This is a genomic window from Streptomyces sp. NPDC048424 (assembly GCF_040651555.1).
GTDB lineage: Bacteria > Actinomycetota > Actinomycetes > Streptomycetales > Streptomycetaceae > Streptomyces.
This window is the reverse complement of the sequence record NZ_JBEZKE010000051.1, coordinates 1-14,961: the sequence shown is the minus strand read 5'-3', so window position 1 is coordinate 14,961 and position 14,961 is coordinate 1. Positions and strand designations below refer to the sequence as shown.

Sequence of the window (14,961 nt, the reverse complement as noted above, 5' to 3'; positions counted from 1 at the left end):
CATCACGGATGACCACCCGAATCCTCCCCGCGGTCGGCGACCCGGACGCCGCGCGTGCCATCTCCACCCTCCTCAGCCAGCTCCCGTCGGCAGAGCCGTCCGCACCGGTCCCCGACTCGACCTCGCTGCTGGACACCCTCGCCCGGCTGGCCGTCGACTCCATCGACGAACTGCCCGAGGTCGTCCTCGTCCACGAGCGCATCGGCCCGGTCCCCGCACTGGAACTGATCCGCGAAGTCGCCCTGCGCTTCCCGGCGGTGGGCGTCGTCCTGGTCTCCTCCGACGCCGGCCCGGGGCTGTTCTCCGCCGCCATGGACTCGGGCGCGCGCGGCCTGATCGGCCTCCCGCTCTCCTACGAGGAACTCGCCGCCCGCGTCCAGGCCGCCGCGCAGTGGTCCGTGGGCGTACGCCGCCACCTCGGCAAGGGCTCGGCCGCCGACGTCTTCACGGGGCCGGGCGGCCGCGTGGTCACGGTCACCGGAGCCAAGGGCGGGGTCGGCACCACCTTCACCGCCGTGCAGTTCGCACTGGCCGCGGCCGCCTCGGGACGGCGTACGGCACTGGTCGACATGGACCTCCAGGCGGGCGACGTGGGCTCGTACCTCGACGTGCAGTTCCGCCGCTCCATCGCCGACCTCGCCGGGATCCAGGACATCTCCCCGCGGGTCCTCCAAGACGCCGTCTACGACGACCGTACGGGCCTGGCGCTGCTGCTGGCCCCGGCCGACGGGGAGCGGGGCGAGGAGGTCGACGACCGGGCCGCCCGGCACATCGTCGGGGCCCTGCGCAGCCGCTACGAACTCGTCGTCATCGACTGCGGCACCCAGGTGACCGGCGCGAACGCCGCCGCCGTGGAGATGGCGGACGTGGCGGTGCTGGTCACCACCCCGGACGTGGTCGCGGTGCGGGCGGCGAAGCGGATGGTGCGGATGTGGGAGCGCCTCCAGGTGCGCAAGGCCGAGGACACGGCGATGGTCGTCAACCGCTGGAGCAAGCACACGGAGATCCAGCCCGCCCTGATCGAGAAGATCACCAAGACCCGCGCCACCCGCACCCCGGTCCCGGCCGCCTTCAAGGAACTCCAGGCGGTCGTGGACGCGGGCCGGGTCCAGGACCTCGACAACCGCTCGACGGTCAAGCAGGCCCTGTGGACGCTGGCGGGCGAACTCGGCCTCCTCCAGGCCCCGGACGCCGCCGCCCCCGCCACCCCGGGCGCGGCGGTGGCGGTCCGCGCGGCCGGCCCGGTCTCCCGCCTGCGCCGCGGCCGGGAGGGCTGACGGATGCCCGCCCGGAGAGGGGACCGGGGCCAGGTGGCGATCGAGTTCGTCGGCATGGTCCCGCTGATCCTGCTGCTCGTGGCGGCGGTGTGGGAGTGCGTACTGATCGGCTACGCGCTCTCCCTGGCGGGCAACGCGGCGGACGAGGCGGCGCGGGCGGGGGCGGTTACGGGAGATGCCGGTCTCTGTGAGGCGGCGGCGAAGGAGCACATCGGGGACGCGTGGAAGTTCGACGTGGACTGCGGAAAGTCCGGGGACATCTACCAGGTGAAGGTCCGCCTGGGGATCCCCGTCCTCTTCCCGGGGCTCGACTTCGGCGAGATCGACGGCACCGGCGGCGCGGCGTTGGAGAAGGAGGCGAAGTGACATGAGAAGGCGACGCATCCGTTCCGACCGGGGGCAAGTGGCCCTGGAGTACATCGGTTTCGTGCCGATCCTGCTGTTCGTCGCCCTGTGCGCGATCCAGCTCGGCTGGGTCGCGTACGTCCACGAGCAGGCGGACACCGCCGCCCGTACGGCGGCGCGCGTGGAGGCCCAGCACCCGGGACGGGGGGAGGCCGCGGGATACGCCGCAATCCGCGAGGGGCTCCCGGCGACCGTCAGTGTGCCCGGAGGGGGAGACGCGATCACCGCGACCGTGACCATCCGGATCAACTCGATCATCCCCGGGCTTCCCACCGGCGAGGCCAGGGCCACGGCAGTCATGCCCAACGACGACCCGAAGGTGACCGGACCATGAGCCTGCGTTCCCGGGTCAACACCCCCGACGACCGCCACAGCCCCCGCGAGGACGGCCGGCTGGTCTCCTCCTACCGCGCCAAGCTGCTGGAGGAGATCGACCTCGCCGAGATGTCCGCGCTCGCGCCCGCCGAGCGCCGGGCGCGCCTGGAGCGCGTACTCGGCCACATCATCAGCCGCGAGGGCCCCGTACTCTCCACCGTCGAGCGCGCCCAGCTGATCCGCCGGGTCGTCGACGAGGCCCTCGGCCTCGGTGTGCTCGAACCGCTCCTCGAAGACGCCTCGATCTCCGAGATCATGGTCAACGGCCCCGACCACATCTACGTGGAGCGGGCCGGCCGGGTCGAACAGCTCCCCATCCGCTTCGCCTCGCACGAGCAGCTGATGCAGACCATCGAGCGCATCGTCTCCACCGTCAACCGCCGCGTGGACGAGGCCAATCCGATGGTCGACGCGCGCCTGCCCAGCGGCGAACGCGTCAACGTCATCATCCCGCCGCTGTCCCTGACCGGCGCCACCCTCACCATCCGGCGCTTCCCGCGCGCCTTCACCCTGCACGAGATGATCGCGCTCGGCTCGCTCGACGAGCAGATGCTCCTCCTGCTCTCCGGCCTCGTCGCGGCGAAGATGAACGTGATCGTCTCCGGCGCCACCGGCACCGGCAAGACCACCCTGCTCAACGCCCTCTCCGGCCTGATCCCGGAGGGCGAGCGCATCATCACCATCGAGGACTCGGCCGAGCTCCAGCTCCAGCAGGCGCACGTGATCCGCCTGGAATCCCGCCCGCCGAACGTGGAGGGCAAGGGTCAGATCACCATCCGCGACCTCGTACGCAACTCCCTTCGCATGCGCCCCGACCGCATCATCGTCGGCGAGGTCCGCGGCGGCGAGACCCTCGACATGCTCCAGGCGATGTCCACCGGCCACGACGGCTCCCTCGCCACCGTCCACGCCAACAGCTCCTCGGACGCGCTCATGCGCCTGCAGACCCTCGCCTCCATGTCGGAGGTGGAGATCCCCTTCGAGGCCCTCCAGGACCAGATCAACAGCGCCGTCAACGTCATCGTCCAGCTGACCCGCTTCGGCGACGGCTCACGCCGCGTCACGGAGATCTCCATCCTGGAATCCCACGGCCGCGAACCCTTCCGGATCACCACGGTCTGCCGCTTCGCCGCCCAGCCGATGGCGGCGGACGGGCGCGTGCACGGCTACTTCGAGTACTACCCGCTTCCGCGCCGGATCGCCGAGCGGCTCTACATGAACAACCAGCCCATCCCGCAGGCCTTCGGGGTCGCCCTGCCGGACGACCCCCTCACCACCCCGCACATCACCCGGACCGCCCTGTGAACCCACTGATCCTCCTCACCCTCGGCGCCACCCTGCTCGCGTGCGTGCTCGTCGTCGCGGGCCTCCAGGCGTACGTCGCCGGGCGCGCCCAGCGCGCCGCCCTGATCGAGCGCCTCTCGTCGAGCGGAATGCCGGAACCCCTCGGGCGGCGGCGCCGCTTCCGGGGCGTCGACCGGCGGCTGCGCAAGACCAAGCCGGGCCGCCGCATCGAGGTGAAGCTGGCGACCACCGGACTGGACCTCACCCCGGGCGAGTTCTTCGTCTACATGCTGGGTTCGATCGCGGGCGTCTGGCTCGTCGCGTCCGCACTCCTCGCGCCGTTCTTCGGTCCGGTGGCGGGCGTGATCGGCATCTGGGCGGCGAACGCCTTCCTCAACTGGCAGCGGGCGCGGCGTACGGAGCGGTTCATCAACCAGCTCCCCGACCTGGCCCGCATCCTCGCCAACGCCACCCAGGCCGGGCTGGCCCTCCGTACGGCCATCGGCATCGCGGCCGAGGAGCTGGAGGCGCCGGCGGGCGAGGAACTGGCGCGCGTCGCCGACCGCCTCGCCGTGGGCCACTCCATCGAGGAGTCCCTGGGCGAACTCACCGAACGTCTTCCGTCACGGGAGCTGGTCGTCCTCGTCTCCACCCTCGTCCTGTCCGCCCGCGCGGGCGGCGCGATCGTGGACAGCCTGCGCAACCTGACGGTGACGCTCGAACAGCGCAAGGAGACCCGCCGTGAGATCCGTACCCAGCTGTCCCAGGTGACGGTGACGGCGTACCTCGTCCCGTCCATCGGACTCGGCTCGCTGCTGCTCGTCGACATGATGATGCCCGGCGCGCTGGACCGGATGACGGGCGCGTTCCTCGGCCAGACGGCCGTACTCGTCGCCCTCGGCCTCTTCGCCCTGGGCTTCGTCCTCATCCGCCGCCTGTCGAAGATCGACGTGTGAGGGGGCGGACGGAACGATGATCGGACTTCTGCTCGCACTGGCCGTGGCCCTGTCGGTGCTCGGCGCCTTCCACGGCATCCGCCTCTACCGCGCGGACGTGAAACTGCCCACGGACCTCGCGCTCGCCCTGGAGGTCGGAGCCACCCGCACGACGGCGGTCGGCTCCCTCGTCGACCGCATGGGCATCCGCTGGGCCCCGCTGGTCCTGAGCGCGATGGGCCCCGTACGGGTCGCCCGCAAGCGCCGCCAGATCGACATGGCGGGCAACCCGGCCGGGCTCACGATCGACCGGTACGCGGCGCGGCGCGCGGTGTACGGGGCCCTGGGCGCCCTCGGTGCCTTCTCCATGCTGATCAACGGCCAGCTGGTCGCCGCGCTGCTCATGGTGGCCTTCGGGCTCTTCTGGATCGAGGCCGGCCTGTGGTCGGCGATCCGGGTCCGCCGCGACCACATCGAACGCACCCTGCCGGACTTCCTGGACGTACTCGCGGTCGTCGTCAGCGCCGGGCTGGGCTTCCGGCAGGCGCTGGAGCGGGTGGCGGACAAGTACGAAGGCCCCTGGGCCGACGAAATCCGCATCACGCTGCAGCAGATGAACATGGGCGTCAGCCGCCGCCAGGCCTTCGACGAACTGCGCCGCCGCAACGACAGCGAACAGGTGGCGCAGTTCGTGACGGCCCTCCAGCAGGGCGAGGAGCTCGGCTCCCCGATCGTCGACACCCTGATCGCGATCGCCGAGGACATGCGCCGTACGGACGCCCAGAACGCCCGCCGCCGCGCGGCCCGGGCCGTCCCGAAGGCGACGTTCGCGGTGACCATGTTCATGCTCCCCGGCACGCTGATCCTGCTGGTCTGCGGCTTCGTCTACGGCGCGAACGTCGACTTCGGCGCGCTGTTCGGGGGTGGCTGAGCCATGACACGGCTGAGCGTGCTCATCGCCGACGGCAACCCGGTCATCAGGGCGGGCCTCGCGGCCATCCTGAGCGCGGCCGGGGACCTCGACGTCATCGCCCGGGCGGCGGACGGCCGCGAGGCCCTGAGCCTGACCCGCCGGCACGCCCCGGACGTGATCCTGCTGGACGTCCGGATGCCGGGCGTGGACGGGATCTCGGCGCTGCCGCACCTGGTCCAGCTGGCCCCGGTACTGATGCTCACGTACAGCAGGGAAGCCGACATCATCTGCGAGGCCCTGTCGTTGGGCGCCGGCGGCTACCTCGTGCACGGCGAGTTCACGACGGACGAGCTGCTGAGGGCGGTGCGGGACGCCCCGCTGGGCCGCCCCCACTTCACCCCGACGGCGGCGAGCGCCCTGCTGGCGGAGCTCCGGGCCTCTTCGCATCCGCAACGAGCTGTGGCACAGTCTTCTGAGCGGATGCACAACTCTGTTGTCTTCGGGCTGAGTTCCCGGGAGGTTGAGATCATGGATCTGATCGCGTCCGGGATGAGCAACCAGCAGATCGCCGCCGCCTGCTTCATCAGCGAGAAGACGGTCAAGAACCACATCAACCGCATCTTCGCGAAGCTCCAGAGCGCCACGCGCAGCGAGGCGATAGCCCGCTGGCTGGGAACCGCCCGTCCAGGAGTGACCGGTCATGGGTAGACAGAGTGCGCAGTGGGTCCGTAATTGGGTCCCGGGACCCTTGGTTACGACTGGTGACTCGCCGTACCGTCCGCAGATCGACACCGGTACCGGCCCGGGAGGGAACCCCCATGTTGCAGAACACCGTGGCGAGGATGCGCAAGCGGTACGAGGGCAAGGGTGCGAGGGATCGAGGCCAGACGGCATTCGAGTACCTGGGGATCATTCTGGTGGTCGTCGTGATCATCGGCGCGATCATCGGTACGGGCATCGGGCAGGCCATTACAACCAAGATCACTGCTGCCGTCGCGAGTATTACGGCAGGAAAGTGACGTGGCGCCGATTCGACGGTGACCGCGGTCAGGCCTTCCCCATCTACGTCGTGCTCGTGGCGGGTCTCCTCTTCGCCGCTCTGGCGTATTTCACGATCGGCAAGGCGGCGATCGTCCGCAGCAATGCCCAGGGCGCTGCGGACGCCGCCGCGCTCGCGGCGGCGCGCGAGGCCAGAGACACCCTGGTGCCCGGCATCGACCTCGTCACTCTCTCGCCGGAGGACTGGGAACAGGTCCTGCTGGGCAATCGGTTCGACACTTCGGGCGGCGCATGTGTGGCAGCGCGGGACTTCGCCGCCATGAATGACGCGACGACGATGTGTAGCCGGTCGGGCACCCGGTTCAGTGTCCGGGCGACGACGAACGGAACGGTGGGGGACTCTGTTGTCCCTGGGACGAGTGGAAAGCACGGCGAAGCGGACGCGACAGCGGAGATCGTTCCTCGCTGTCACGTCAAACCCGGGGGATCGGAAAGTGGCGGCGGCTCGGCGCCGACACCGGAGTCGCCCGGGCCGATCAAGTTCTTCTGCGCCAAAGGGGTCGTCGTGGACTACGACCCCGCCCAACCGCGCGCGTGGCGCTCGCTGGCTGCGGCCCTGTTCGACATACGCCTGATCGACTGACGACTGAGAGACAAGGAAGCCAAGTACATGAGTGTTCGGAGGCGACGCGCGGCCCATGGGAAGGCGGCTGTGGGGATGGTGGCGGTCCTGTCCCTTGCCCTGACCGGGTGTGGGGGCGAGGGGAAGTCAGACAAGCCCGCTGCGTCGACGTCGGCGAAGCCGAGCGCCGGCGAGGCGTCCGCCTCCGGAGCGGTGAAGAGCACGGATGCCCCGCCGCCTCAGATCATCGCCACGGTGAACGGCGAGGCGGGCATGGTGCTGACAATCAACAAGGCTGCCCGGGACGCCGGAGGATTCCTGACCGTCGAAGGGCAGTTGAAGAACACCGGCAGTGCGGCGTATGTGAACACCGCGCCGTGGCGCGGTAACGAGCTGAACTCCAGTGGTGTATCCGTAGCCGGCGTGACCCTGGTCGACAAGGCTGGCAAGAAGAGGTACTACGTGCTCCGGGACACTGATGGCCGGTGTCTGTGCACGACTGGGCTGAACATCATCGAAGCCGGCCAGACCATGCCGTTCTTCGCGCAGTTCCCCGCTCCGCCGACCAACACCGTTGAGGTGGACCTCAGCCTCCCCACCTTCGCCACGGCGACCGTCAAACTCTCCGGGTGACCCCATGACCAAACGCCACCGCGTCCTCGCCGCCACAGCCGTCGTCGGGCTCGTCGTTGCCGGCGTTCAATCAGCCGGTGCGGCGGTCGCCCATGCCGATGACGTGAAGCCATCCGTACCCCCCGGCACCGAGCCATCCGCCTCCGCCCCCGTGGCCATCGACTCCAACGCCCCCGGGCTCAAGATCCCGCAGGGCGGCACGCTCGCCCCCGTCAAGGTGCTGGACATCGCCGAGGTCGTCGAAGACCTCGGCGGGGAGCAGCGGCGGCAGGAGACGAACCAGACCGTCATGATGGCGCTACAGTCCGAGGTGCTGTTCCCGGAGAACAGCGCCGTCTTCAACGCCCAGGCCGCCGCCCGCATCCAGGCCGTCGCCGCCGAGATCAACACGCAGAAGGCCACCCGCGTAAGGGTGTTCGGCTTCACCGACGACCAGGGCAGCTACGAGCACGGCAAGGAGCTGTCCAAGCAGCGCGCCGACGCCGTGCAGGCCGAGCTCTCCAAGACCGTCACCAACCCCTCCGTCGTCTTCGACGTCCGCGGGTACAGCGAGGACTACCCGATCGCCGACAACAGCACCGAGGAAGGCCGCAAGAAGAACCGCCGCGTCGAGATCACCTTCCCCCGCGGCGCAGACGGCGCCTAGGGAGTCGGCGGCTTGCCGAGGTCTCCCTCGACCGCGGCCCGGACGTAGATGTCCTCCGGCGTCCGCGCCTCATCGTGGCGGACGGGCCTGAGCGCCGCGCCGGAGGCGGCCGCGGGCGGCCTCCACCGTCGTGCCGAGGGCGAGCGACTGGGCCAGTACGCACAGCACGAGTTCGGTGAGGAAGACCCACGTGGCGGGTGGTTCCCCTGCGTGCACCAGCGGCACGAAGAGGAACAGCGGGAAGGCGAACAGGGAGGGCAACACCCATACGAAGCCGGGATCCGCGGCGAACAGCGTCACGGCCGTCGCGTAGGCCAGGGCGGCGCCGACGAGCCCCAGGTAGATCGCCGAGGCGGGGTTGGCGAAGGTCAGGCGGACGAGCGTGCGAGCGGTCATCGGTTCTCCCCGGGCCGGGTGGGTTCCTCCCATGGTCGGCAGGATCCGGGGATCTGTCGTGAGTACGCGTACCCAGCCCGCCGCGGTCCGGCCCCTCCCCTGTTGGGGCCGGACCGCGGCGGGCCGGGCCGGGGATCAGTCGAACTGGCCCACCTGGTAGTCGCCCGCCGGCTGCTGGACGATCACGTTCATGCGGTTGTACGTGTTGATCAGCGCGATGAGCGAGACCAGGGCGGCCAGCTGGTCCTCGTCGTAGTACTTGGCCGCGTTCGCCCAGGCCTCGTCCGATACGCCGCCCGCCGCGTCGGCGATGCGGGTGCCCTGCTCGGTCAGCTCCAGGGCCGCCCGCTCGGCGTCGGTGAACACCTTCGCCTCGCGCCAAGCCGCGACCAGGTTGAGCCGGATCGGGTCCTCCCCGGCGTGCGAGGCGTCCTTGAAGTGCATGTCGGTGCAGAATCCACAGCCGTTGATCTGGCTGGCGCGGAGCTTCACCAGCTCCTGCGTGGCGTGCGGCAGTGTCGAGTCCGAGATGACCTTGCCCGCGGAGTTGATGTACCGGGCGAACTTGGCCGCGACCGCGTTGCCGAAGAAGTTGAGACGCGCTTCCATCGTTCTCTCCTTGCCGTGTCGACGGTTACACAGCTTTGACGGAAAACGCGGCCCGGATGTGACAGCCTCGCGCGCCGAACGCGTGTGACCTGTGTCACATCGCCAGGAGGAGTTCCGCGATCTCCCGGGCCCGGTGTGCCGGCTCCGGGCCGGGGTTCAGGGCGGCCACCGCCGTCGCCCCCTCCGTCAGGATCAGGAGCTGATCGGCGAGGGTCGGGTCGGCGGCCAGGTCGGCCAGCAGGGCGTGGAGCTCCGCCTTGTGCACCCGTACGATCTCCGGCGCCACCGCGCCCAGCTCCCCGTACGCGTTGTGGAACGCGCAGCCCCGGAAGTCGGGCTCGGTGAACCAGTCCGCCAGCCAGTCGAAGACCGCGAGCACCCGTGCCCGCGGCTCCGCCGGGGCGAGCGCCGCCGTGCACAGGGAGTCCAGCCAGCGCTGGTCGCGGCGTTCCAGGTAGGCCGTGACCAGGGATTCCTTCGCCGGGAAGAGCCGGTACAGGCGCTTGAGGGGGACCCCGGACGCGGTGCGGATGCGGTCCATGCCGACGGCCTGGATGCCGTGCCGGTAGAACAGCTCCTCCGCCGCGTCCAGCAGTCGGGTCCGTGCCTCTTCGTCGTCCATGAGGGCAGGGTAGCCCGTTTCCCCTTGCGGCGAGAACGCTCGTTCTCGTAGCCTGGAGAACGATCGTTCTCGCCCACTCCACCCCAGAGGATCCGCCGTGACGCGTCCACCCCTGCCCCCCTTCACCGAAGAGTCCGCCCGCGCCAAGGTCCAGGCCGCCGAGGACGCCTGGAACAGCCGCGATCCCGGGCGCGTCGCACTCGCGTACACGGAGGACTCCGTCTGGCGCAACCGCGACAGGTTCCTCACCGGCCGCACCGAGATCCGCGCGTTCCTCGCCGACAAGTGGGAGCGCGAGCTCGACTACCGCCTGCGCAAGGAGCTTTGGGCCTTCACGGGCAACCGCATCTCGGTCCGCTTCGAGTACGAGTGGCACGACGCCGCGGGCCAGTGGTGGCGCAGTCACGGCAACGAGCAGTGGGAGTTCGACGACGACGGTCTGATGAGGCGGCGCGAGGCGAGCATCAACGACGTCCCGATCACGGCCGAGGACCGCCGCCTGCTCTGACCCGCCCACCCCCGGCGCCGGGGCCCCGGTGGGTGCCCGGGCTCAGGCGCCGGGCCTGGAACTGAGTACGTGCACTCCTTGCCGGCCGCGACCCCGGCTGCTACGTCATCGCAGGTCAAACCCCATGTCGATGCCTTTTGAGCTTGCGTGCGAGATCCCGGTGTTGGTTTCGTACGAGGTGTAGGTGCGGGGGAGCGCCCCGGGGGGAGCGGCACAGCATATGAGCACACAGACGCATCTGCCGGCGCGCTGGCAAGAGTTGTTCGGCGAACCGGCGGCGATGCGGCTCGCGTCGGCGGACGCCCCGGGCGGTGGCAGCGGCGCCGGTGGAGAGGACCTGGCCCACTCCGGCGGGCCCTGGTCCAAGGCCTCGGTGACGGCCGGTGAGTTGCGCATCACCACCGCGGAGGGCCGCCGCGTCACCCGCCGCGCCGGAACGACCTCAAGCGCGCCCGCGACACCGCCGCGGGCGCCCGGATCCACGATGAAAGCTCGGCGTCGATCGTCTGGCTCGGCTACGACGCGCCGCAGCTTCCGGCGGCGGAAGTCATCGACAACACGGACGTCATGTTCACCGAGCACGCCGAGAAGGGTGCGCCCGCGTACAACCAGTTCATGGCGGGGATCAGCGCCACCAACCAGAGTCCCGACCCCCACGTCACGGCCATCGGCCACTCGTACGGGTCGGTGACCTTGGGGCAGGCGGCACTACAGAGCGGCGGGATCCCGGGCGTCGACGACATCGTGCTGTTGGGCAGCCCCGGCACAGGTGCCCACCGTGCCGACCAGCTGGGCGTGGGCAAGGAGCACGTGTTCGTGGGGGCTTCCGACCACGACCCCGTGTCCATGGCTCCCAACAAGGTGCAGTCCGGGGCGTTGTTGGTGGGTGCCGGAGCGGGTGCCGTTGTCGGTGGTACCGCGGGGTCGGCCCTCGGGCCGGTCGGTGCGCTGGGTGGAGCGCTCATCGGAGGCGCCGTCGGCGGTGTCCACGGTTGGGTCATGGGCGACGCCGTCACCGACGACAGCCAGAACTACTTCGGCACGGATCCGGCACGCAAGGAGTTCGGTGCCAAGCGCTTCCTGGTTGACGACGGGCCCTTCCCCGTCATCGAAGGCGGCGGCCCCATGGACGCGCACTCCAACTACTTCAACCCGGACAAGGGCAGAGTGTCCGCTGGCAACATCGCGCTGATCGTCTCAGGCAAGTCCGACGCGATCGTGATCGAGGAACATCGATGAGACCCGGACGGCGGCACCTCCGCATCACGCGAGCCCGACGCTCGGCAGCCTGTCTGTTGGCGCTCGTCGCCCTCGCCGGTGGCTGCGGGCTGAGCAGTGGCGGACAGACGGACAGGAAGACCACCATGAACATGCAAGAGGGCGCGGAGCGCGCCGATGCCATCCTTCAGGACACGCTCGCCGCAGTGCAGCCCGAACTGAAGTGGAATCACGGCCCGAGCAGTGACGGCGGCTGCACCAAAGGCGTGGCCGGCGCAGCCACGGGTACGGGGTCGGTCAGCCGGACGATCAGCATCATGACCATCGTCTCCGAGCAGCGCCGCGGCGCGCTCCTGGGAGTGATCGAACGTGGCTGGAAGAGCCGCGGGTACAAGATCACAAGCGTCCGGAACAGCGCGGAGGTACCTGCCGTCTACGCCGAGACCCCGGAGGGCTACTCCCTCGAGGTGCAGGTCGGCGGCAAGGGGCAGTTCTTCCTGTCAGTCGGCACCCCCTGTCTGACCGATTCCTCCGTCCAACAACCCGCAGGCAAGCCGAACACCCCGGACCGTCCTGCCCCGTACCCCGCGCGTCCGGACGTTCAGGACGAGTTCTGGTCCGCCACCACGCCCGTGCCGGCGGGTAGCTGATCCTCCGGGGGTGACTGCCCGCCACCGGACCGCCACCGGGCCGGCGCCGGGCCGGTCGGCCGGGTCGGCGTGCGGCAGGCCGAGTCCGCCTACGCCGCACCCCACCGCGGCGCCCAGAGCGGCCCGGCAGCCGACGCCGCCGTCGCCGTCACTACGCCTCGTGGTGGGCCTGGGTGATGAGGTCCGTGGCGACCTCCAGGGCTGCCAGGCGGGTCTCCTCCGGGTCGCCCTCCACGTGCTGGAGGAACATCATCCCGGCGTGCAGCGTGAACAGCGCGCTGACGCAGCGGACCTGGTCCGTCAGCGGGCCGTCCTGCGTGCGCAACAGCTCCACCAGGCGGAACAGCCGCGCCTTCACCGTCTCGCCGATGCTCAGCTCGCGCATGGTCGCCTGGTTCTCCTGCATGAACCGGTACAGGGCCGCGCCGGCCGCCATCGCCTCGCTGTAGCGGCGCAGCACCTCGCGCTTGGTTTCCAGGGTGCGCGGTTGTTCCTCGGCCCACGTGATCAGCTCGTCGATGGGACGGGTCAGGTCCTCGAAGATGCTGATGATGATGTCTTCCTTGGTCTTGAAGTGGTAGTACAGCGCCGCCTTCGTGACCTCCAGCCGCTCCGCGATCTCGCGCAGCGACGTCTTCTCGTACCCCTGCTCGACGAAGAGCTCCAGCGCGACGTCCTGGATGCGCTGGCGCGTGTCGCCGCGGCGGCGCTGCGGACTGCTGCTGGACATGGCTCTCCCCACTTACTTACTTGACGCCCGGCTAGTTACGGGTTTACCGTCCCCAGTGTAGTGAACTAGCCGGGCGGCAAGTAAGTGCCGGTGCGGGACGAAGTGCGAGTAGCAGGGCCAGGCGGCCAGGGGAGTGGACATGGTGGACTCAGTCAAGCCTGCGGCGACTTCGGGGGAGGTGAAGCCGCGCAGCGTACGGGTCGTCCTCATGGCGCTCATGATCGCGATGTTGCTCGCGATGCTCGACAACATGATCATCGGTACCGCGATGCCCACGATCGTCGGCGAGCTCGGCGGCCTGGAGCACCTTTCCTGGGTGGTCACGGCGTACACGCTGGCCACCGCGGCCTCCACTCCCATCTGGGGCAAGATCGGCGACATGTACGGGCGGAAGGGCTCCTTCCTCACCTCGATCGTCATCTTCCTGATCGGCTCCGCGCTGAGCGGCATGGCCCAGGACATGGGCCAGCTGATCGGCTTCCGCGCGGTCCAGGGCCTCGGCGCCGGCGGTCTGATGGTCGGCGTCATGGCGATCATCGGCGACCTGATCCCGCCCCGTGAGCGCGGCAAGTACCAGGGCATGATGGCCGGCGTGATGGCCCTCGCCATGATCGGCGGCCCGCTCGTCGGCGGCACCATCACCGACCACATGGGCTGGCGCTGGTCCTTCTACATCAACCTGCCGCTCGGCGCCGTGGCGCTCGCCATGGTGACGGCGGTGCTGCACCTGCCGAAGAAGACGGAGTCGGGGGTCCGTCAGAAGATCGACTACCTCGGCGCGGCGCTGCTGACCATCGCCATCACCTCCACCGTGCTCGTCACCACCTGGGGCGGTACCGAGTACGCCTGGGGCTCCGGCCAGGTCATCGGCCTGATCGTCGTCGGCGTGCTGTCGACCGCCGCCTTCCTCTACGCCGAGACCAAGGCCGAAGAGCCGGTCATGCCGCTGCACATCTTCCGCAGCCGCAACTTCACCCTCATGTCGGTGATCGGCTTCCTGGTCGGCTTCGCGATGTTCGGCGGCGTGCTGTACCTGCCGCTGTTCCAGCAGTCGGTGCAGGGTGCGTCCGCCACCAACTCGGGCCTGCTCCTGCTGCCGATGCTGCTCTCGATGATGGTCGTCTCGCTGATCGCGGGCCGCGTCACCACCAGCAGCGGCAAGTACAAGATGTTCCCGATCATCGGCGGTGCGCTGATGGTCATCGGGATGTTCCTGCTCGCGACGATGGACACCGGCACCACCCGCCTGGTGTCCGGGCTCTACATGGCCGTCCTCGGCGCCGGGCTCGGCTTCCTGATGCAGATCACCATGCTGGTCGCGCAGAACAGCGTCGAGATGAAGGACATGGGCGTCGCCTCGTCCTCTGCGACCCTCTTCCGTACGCTCGGCGGGTCCTTCGGCGTGGCGCTGATGGGTTCCCTCTTCACCACCCGGGTCACGGACACCATGTCCGAGCGGCTCGGGCCGGAGGCGGCCGGGGCCGCGGGGTCCGCGCAGCTGGACGCGGCGAGCCTGGCCAAGCTGCCGGAGGTCGTGCGGGACGCCTACCAGCACGCGGTGGCCGCCGGTACGCACTCGGCGTTCCTGCTCGGCGCGGGCATCGCCGTACTGGGGTTCGCGGCGGCCTGGTTCGTCAAGGAGGTGCCGCTGAGGGGCGCGGGGCCGGCGGCTCCGGCTGCGGCTCCGGACGAGGCCGCCGCTCCTGCGGCGCAGGAGTCCGTCGCGCGCTGATCGGTTCAACAACGGGCGGTACCACCGGAAGGCCGGTGGTACCGCCCGTTGCCGTGTTGCCTCCGGCGGTTCGGCAGGGGTGGGGCCGGTCGGCTGCGTGGGTCGGCTGCGCGGGTCGGCTGCGCCGCCGGTCGGCTGCGCCGCTCGGGCCGAGGCGGGCCAGGCAAGGCTGGGGCCTGGGCCGGGCGGGGGTCGGGTGTGCGGGTTGGCTGCGCCGCTCGGGCCGGGCACGTGGGGGCCGGTTGTGACGGGGTCGGGCGCCGGTTGGCTGCGCCGCTCGGGCGGGATACGGGGGGCCGGTTGTGACGGGGTCGGGCGCGCGCCGGGGTGTCTCCTCGGGCGCCGAACGTGTCGGGGGGTCGGAGCGTCTGGGCACCTTGCGTTCGACGCCCTGCGGGGATCACCCC

The 14,961-nt window shown here is 70.1% G+C and carries 19 protein-coding genes; 15 read left to right on the top strand and 4 right to left on the bottom strand.

From position 1 onward, the window contains the following. Positions 1-8 precede the first annotated feature (8 nt). The 11 genes from AB0D29_RS36865 to AB0D29_RS36815 all read left to right on the top strand — a co-directional run bounded on the left by AB0D29_RS36865 (position 9) and on the right by AB0D29_RS36815 (position 8,089). Positions 9-1,277, top strand: a complete 1,269-nt coding sequence (locus AB0D29_RS36865; RefSeq protein ID WP_362860223.1) for an AAA family ATPase — start codon at positions 9-11, stop codon at positions 1,275-1,277. A gap of 3 nt (positions 1,278-1,280) precedes the next feature. Further along, the gene (locus tag AB0D29_RS36860; RefSeq protein WP_362860222.1) at positions 1,281-1,643 is read left to right on the top strand and encodes a TadE/TadG family type IV pilus assembly protein; all 363 of its coding nucleotides are present in this window, start codon (positions 1,281-1,283) and stop codon (positions 1,641-1,643) included. 1 nt (position 1,644) lies between these two features. After that, entirely contained in the window at positions 1,645-2,016 is a 372-nt protein-coding gene (locus AB0D29_RS36855) for a TadE/TadG family type IV pilus assembly protein (RefSeq protein ID WP_362860221.1), read from the top strand. Further along, on the top strand, positions 2,013-3,362 hold the full coding sequence (locus AB0D29_RS36850; protein ID WP_362860220.1) for a CpaF family protein: 1,350 nt from the start codon (positions 2,013-2,015) through the stop codon (positions 3,360-3,362). Before AB0D29_RS36855 ends, AB0D29_RS36850 begins: the two co-directional genes overlap by 4 nt. After that, positions 3,359-4,297 (top strand): type II secretion system F family protein, encoded by a 939-nt coding sequence (locus AB0D29_RS36845; protein ID WP_362860219.1) that lies wholly within the window; start codon positions 3,359-3,361, stop codon positions 4,295-4,297. Before AB0D29_RS36850 ends, AB0D29_RS36845 begins: the two co-directional genes overlap by 4 nt. Before the next feature lie 19 nt (positions 4,298-4,316). Then, positions 4,317-5,207, top strand: coding sequence for a DUF5936 domain-containing protein (locus AB0D29_RS36840; RefSeq protein WP_362860238.1), 891 nt, complete (start codon positions 4,317-4,319; stop codon positions 5,205-5,207). Positions 5,208-5,210: 3 nt separating this feature from the next. Further along, on the top strand, positions 5,211-5,897 hold the full coding sequence (locus AB0D29_RS36835) for a response regulator transcription factor (protein WP_362860218.1): 687 nt from the start codon (positions 5,211-5,213) through the stop codon (positions 5,895-5,897). 110 nt (positions 5,898-6,007) lie between these two features. Beyond that, positions 6,008-6,208 (top strand): hypothetical protein, encoded by a 201-nt coding sequence (locus AB0D29_RS36830; RefSeq protein WP_081522566.1) that lies wholly within the window; start codon positions 6,008-6,010, stop codon positions 6,206-6,208. Further along, a complete protein-coding gene (locus tag AB0D29_RS36825) occupies positions 6,205-6,831 on the top strand; it encodes a pilus assembly protein TadG-related protein (RefSeq protein ID WP_362860217.1) in 627 nt (208 codons plus the stop codon). Before AB0D29_RS36830 ends, AB0D29_RS36825 begins: the two co-directional genes overlap by 4 nt. A 75-nt stretch (positions 6,832-6,906) precedes the next feature. Further along, positions 6,907-7,443, top strand: coding sequence for a hypothetical protein (locus AB0D29_RS36820; protein ID WP_362860216.1), 537 nt, complete (start codon positions 6,907-6,909; stop codon positions 7,441-7,443). A 4-nt stretch (positions 7,444-7,447) separates the two neighbouring features. Beyond that, positions 7,448-8,089 (top strand): OmpA family protein, encoded by a 642-nt coding sequence (locus tag AB0D29_RS36815; protein WP_362860215.1) that lies wholly within the window; start codon positions 7,448-7,450, stop codon positions 8,087-8,089. 69 nt (positions 8,090-8,158) lie between these two features. Here AB0D29_RS36815 and AB0D29_RS36810 read toward each other — a convergent pair whose 3' ends face one another. From AB0D29_RS36810 to AB0D29_RS36800, 3 genes are all read right to left on the bottom strand, one after another. Further along, the gene (locus AB0D29_RS36810; protein WP_362860214.1) at positions 8,159-8,485 is read right to left on the bottom strand and encodes a hypothetical protein; all 327 of its coding nucleotides are present in this window, start codon (positions 8,483-8,485) and stop codon (positions 8,159-8,161) included. A 135-nt stretch (positions 8,486-8,620) separates the two neighbouring features. After that, positions 8,621-9,094 (bottom strand): carboxymuconolactone decarboxylase family protein, encoded by a 474-nt coding sequence (locus AB0D29_RS36805; RefSeq protein ID WP_362860213.1) that lies wholly within the window; start codon positions 9,092-9,094, stop codon positions 8,621-8,623. Positions 9,095-9,188: 94 nt separating this feature from the next. Next, positions 9,189-9,716 carry a TetR/AcrR family transcriptional regulator gene (locus AB0D29_RS36800; RefSeq protein ID WP_362860212.1) on the bottom strand — a complete coding sequence of 176 codons (528 nt, stop codon included), beginning with the start codon at positions 9,714-9,716 and terminating at the stop codon, positions 9,189-9,191. 97 nt (positions 9,717-9,813) lie between these two features. On the opposite strand from AB0D29_RS36800, the gene AB0D29_RS36795 reads away from it, so the two are divergent. The 3 genes from AB0D29_RS36795 (at position 9,814) to AB0D29_RS36785 (ending at position 12,092) form a co-directional block, all read left to right on the top strand. Further along, positions 9,814-10,224 (top strand): nuclear transport factor 2 family protein, encoded by a 411-nt coding sequence (locus tag AB0D29_RS36795; RefSeq protein ID WP_362860211.1) that lies wholly within the window; start codon positions 9,814-9,816, stop codon positions 10,222-10,224. 477 nt (positions 10,225-10,701) lie between these two features. After that, a complete protein-coding gene (locus AB0D29_RS36790) occupies positions 10,702-11,463 on the top strand; it encodes an alpha/beta hydrolase (protein ID WP_362860237.1) in 762 nt (253 codons plus the stop codon). Between the two features lie 125 nt (positions 11,464-11,588). Next, positions 11,589-12,092, top strand: coding sequence for a hypothetical protein (locus AB0D29_RS36785; RefSeq protein ID WP_362860210.1), 504 nt, complete (start codon positions 11,589-11,591; stop codon positions 12,090-12,092). A gap of 151 nt (positions 12,093-12,243) precedes the next feature. Here AB0D29_RS36785 and AB0D29_RS36780 read toward each other — a convergent pair whose 3' ends face one another. Further along, a complete protein-coding gene (locus AB0D29_RS36780) occupies positions 12,244-12,822 on the bottom strand; it encodes a helix-turn-helix domain-containing protein (protein ID WP_351583888.1) in 579 nt (192 codons plus the stop codon). A gap of 139 nt (positions 12,823-12,961) precedes the next feature. Here AB0D29_RS36780 and AB0D29_RS36775 point away from each other — a divergent pair, with 139 nt between their 5' ends. Further along, the gene (locus tag AB0D29_RS36775; RefSeq protein ID WP_362860209.1) at positions 12,962-14,554 is read left to right on the top strand and encodes an MDR family MFS transporter; all 1,593 of its coding nucleotides are present in this window, start codon (positions 12,962-12,964) and stop codon (positions 14,552-14,554) included. Positions 14,555-14,961 lie beyond the last annotated feature (407 nt).

What these genes read in the sequence shown, in the direction of transcription:
- AB0D29_RS36830 (WP_081522566.1), top strand. Translation starts at nt 6,008, where the DNA reads ATGTTGCAGAACACCGTGGCGAGGATGCGCAAGCGGTACGAGGGCAAG.
- AB0D29_RS36820 (WP_362860216.1), top strand. Translation starts at nt 6,907, where the DNA reads ATGGTGGCGGTCCTGTCCCTTGCCCTGACCGGGTGTGGGGGCGAGGGG.
- AB0D29_RS36805 (WP_362860213.1), bottom strand. Translation starts at nt 9,094, where the DNA reads ATGGAAGCGCGTCTCAACTTCTTCGGCAACGCGGTCGCGGCCAAGTTC.
- AB0D29_RS36855 (WP_362860221.1), top strand. Translation starts at nt 1,645, where the DNA reads ATGAGAAGGCGACGCATCCGTTCCGACCGGGGGCAAGTGGCCCTGGAG.
- AB0D29_RS36775 (WP_362860209.1), top strand. Translation starts at nt 12,962, where the DNA reads ATGGTGGACTCAGTCAAGCCTGCGGCGACTTCGGGGGAGGTGAAGCCG.
- AB0D29_RS36815 (WP_362860215.1), top strand. Translation starts at nt 7,448, where the DNA reads ATGACCAAACGCCACCGCGTCCTCGCCGCCACAGCCGTCGTCGGGCTC.
- AB0D29_RS36800 (WP_362860212.1), bottom strand. Translation starts at nt 9,716, where the DNA reads ATGGACGACGAAGAGGCACGGACCCGACTGCTGGACGCGGCGGAGGAG.
- AB0D29_RS36860 (WP_362860222.1), top strand. Translation starts at nt 1,281, where the DNA reads ATGCCCGCCCGGAGAGGGGACCGGGGCCAGGTGGCGATCGAGTTCGTC.
- AB0D29_RS36780 (WP_351583888.1), bottom strand. Translation starts at nt 12,822, where the DNA reads ATGTCCAGCAGCAGTCCGCAGCGCCGCCGCGGCGACACGCGCCAGCGC.
- AB0D29_RS36865 (WP_362860223.1), top strand. Translation starts at nt 9, where the DNA reads ATGACCACCCGAATCCTCCCCGCGGTCGGCGACCCGGACGCCGCGCGT.
- AB0D29_RS36850 (WP_362860220.1), top strand. Translation starts at nt 2,013, where the DNA reads ATGAGCCTGCGTTCCCGGGTCAACACCCCCGACGACCGCCACAGCCCC.
- AB0D29_RS36835 (WP_362860218.1), top strand. Translation starts at nt 5,211, where the DNA reads ATGACACGGCTGAGCGTGCTCATCGCCGACGGCAACCCGGTCATCAGG.
- AB0D29_RS36810 (WP_362860214.1), bottom strand. Translation starts at nt 8,485, where the DNA reads ATGACCGCTCGCACGCTCGTCCGCCTGACCTTCGCCAACCCCGCCTCG.
- AB0D29_RS36785 (WP_362860210.1), top strand. Translation starts at nt 11,589, where the DNA reads ATGAACATGCAAGAGGGCGCGGAGCGCGCCGATGCCATCCTTCAGGAC.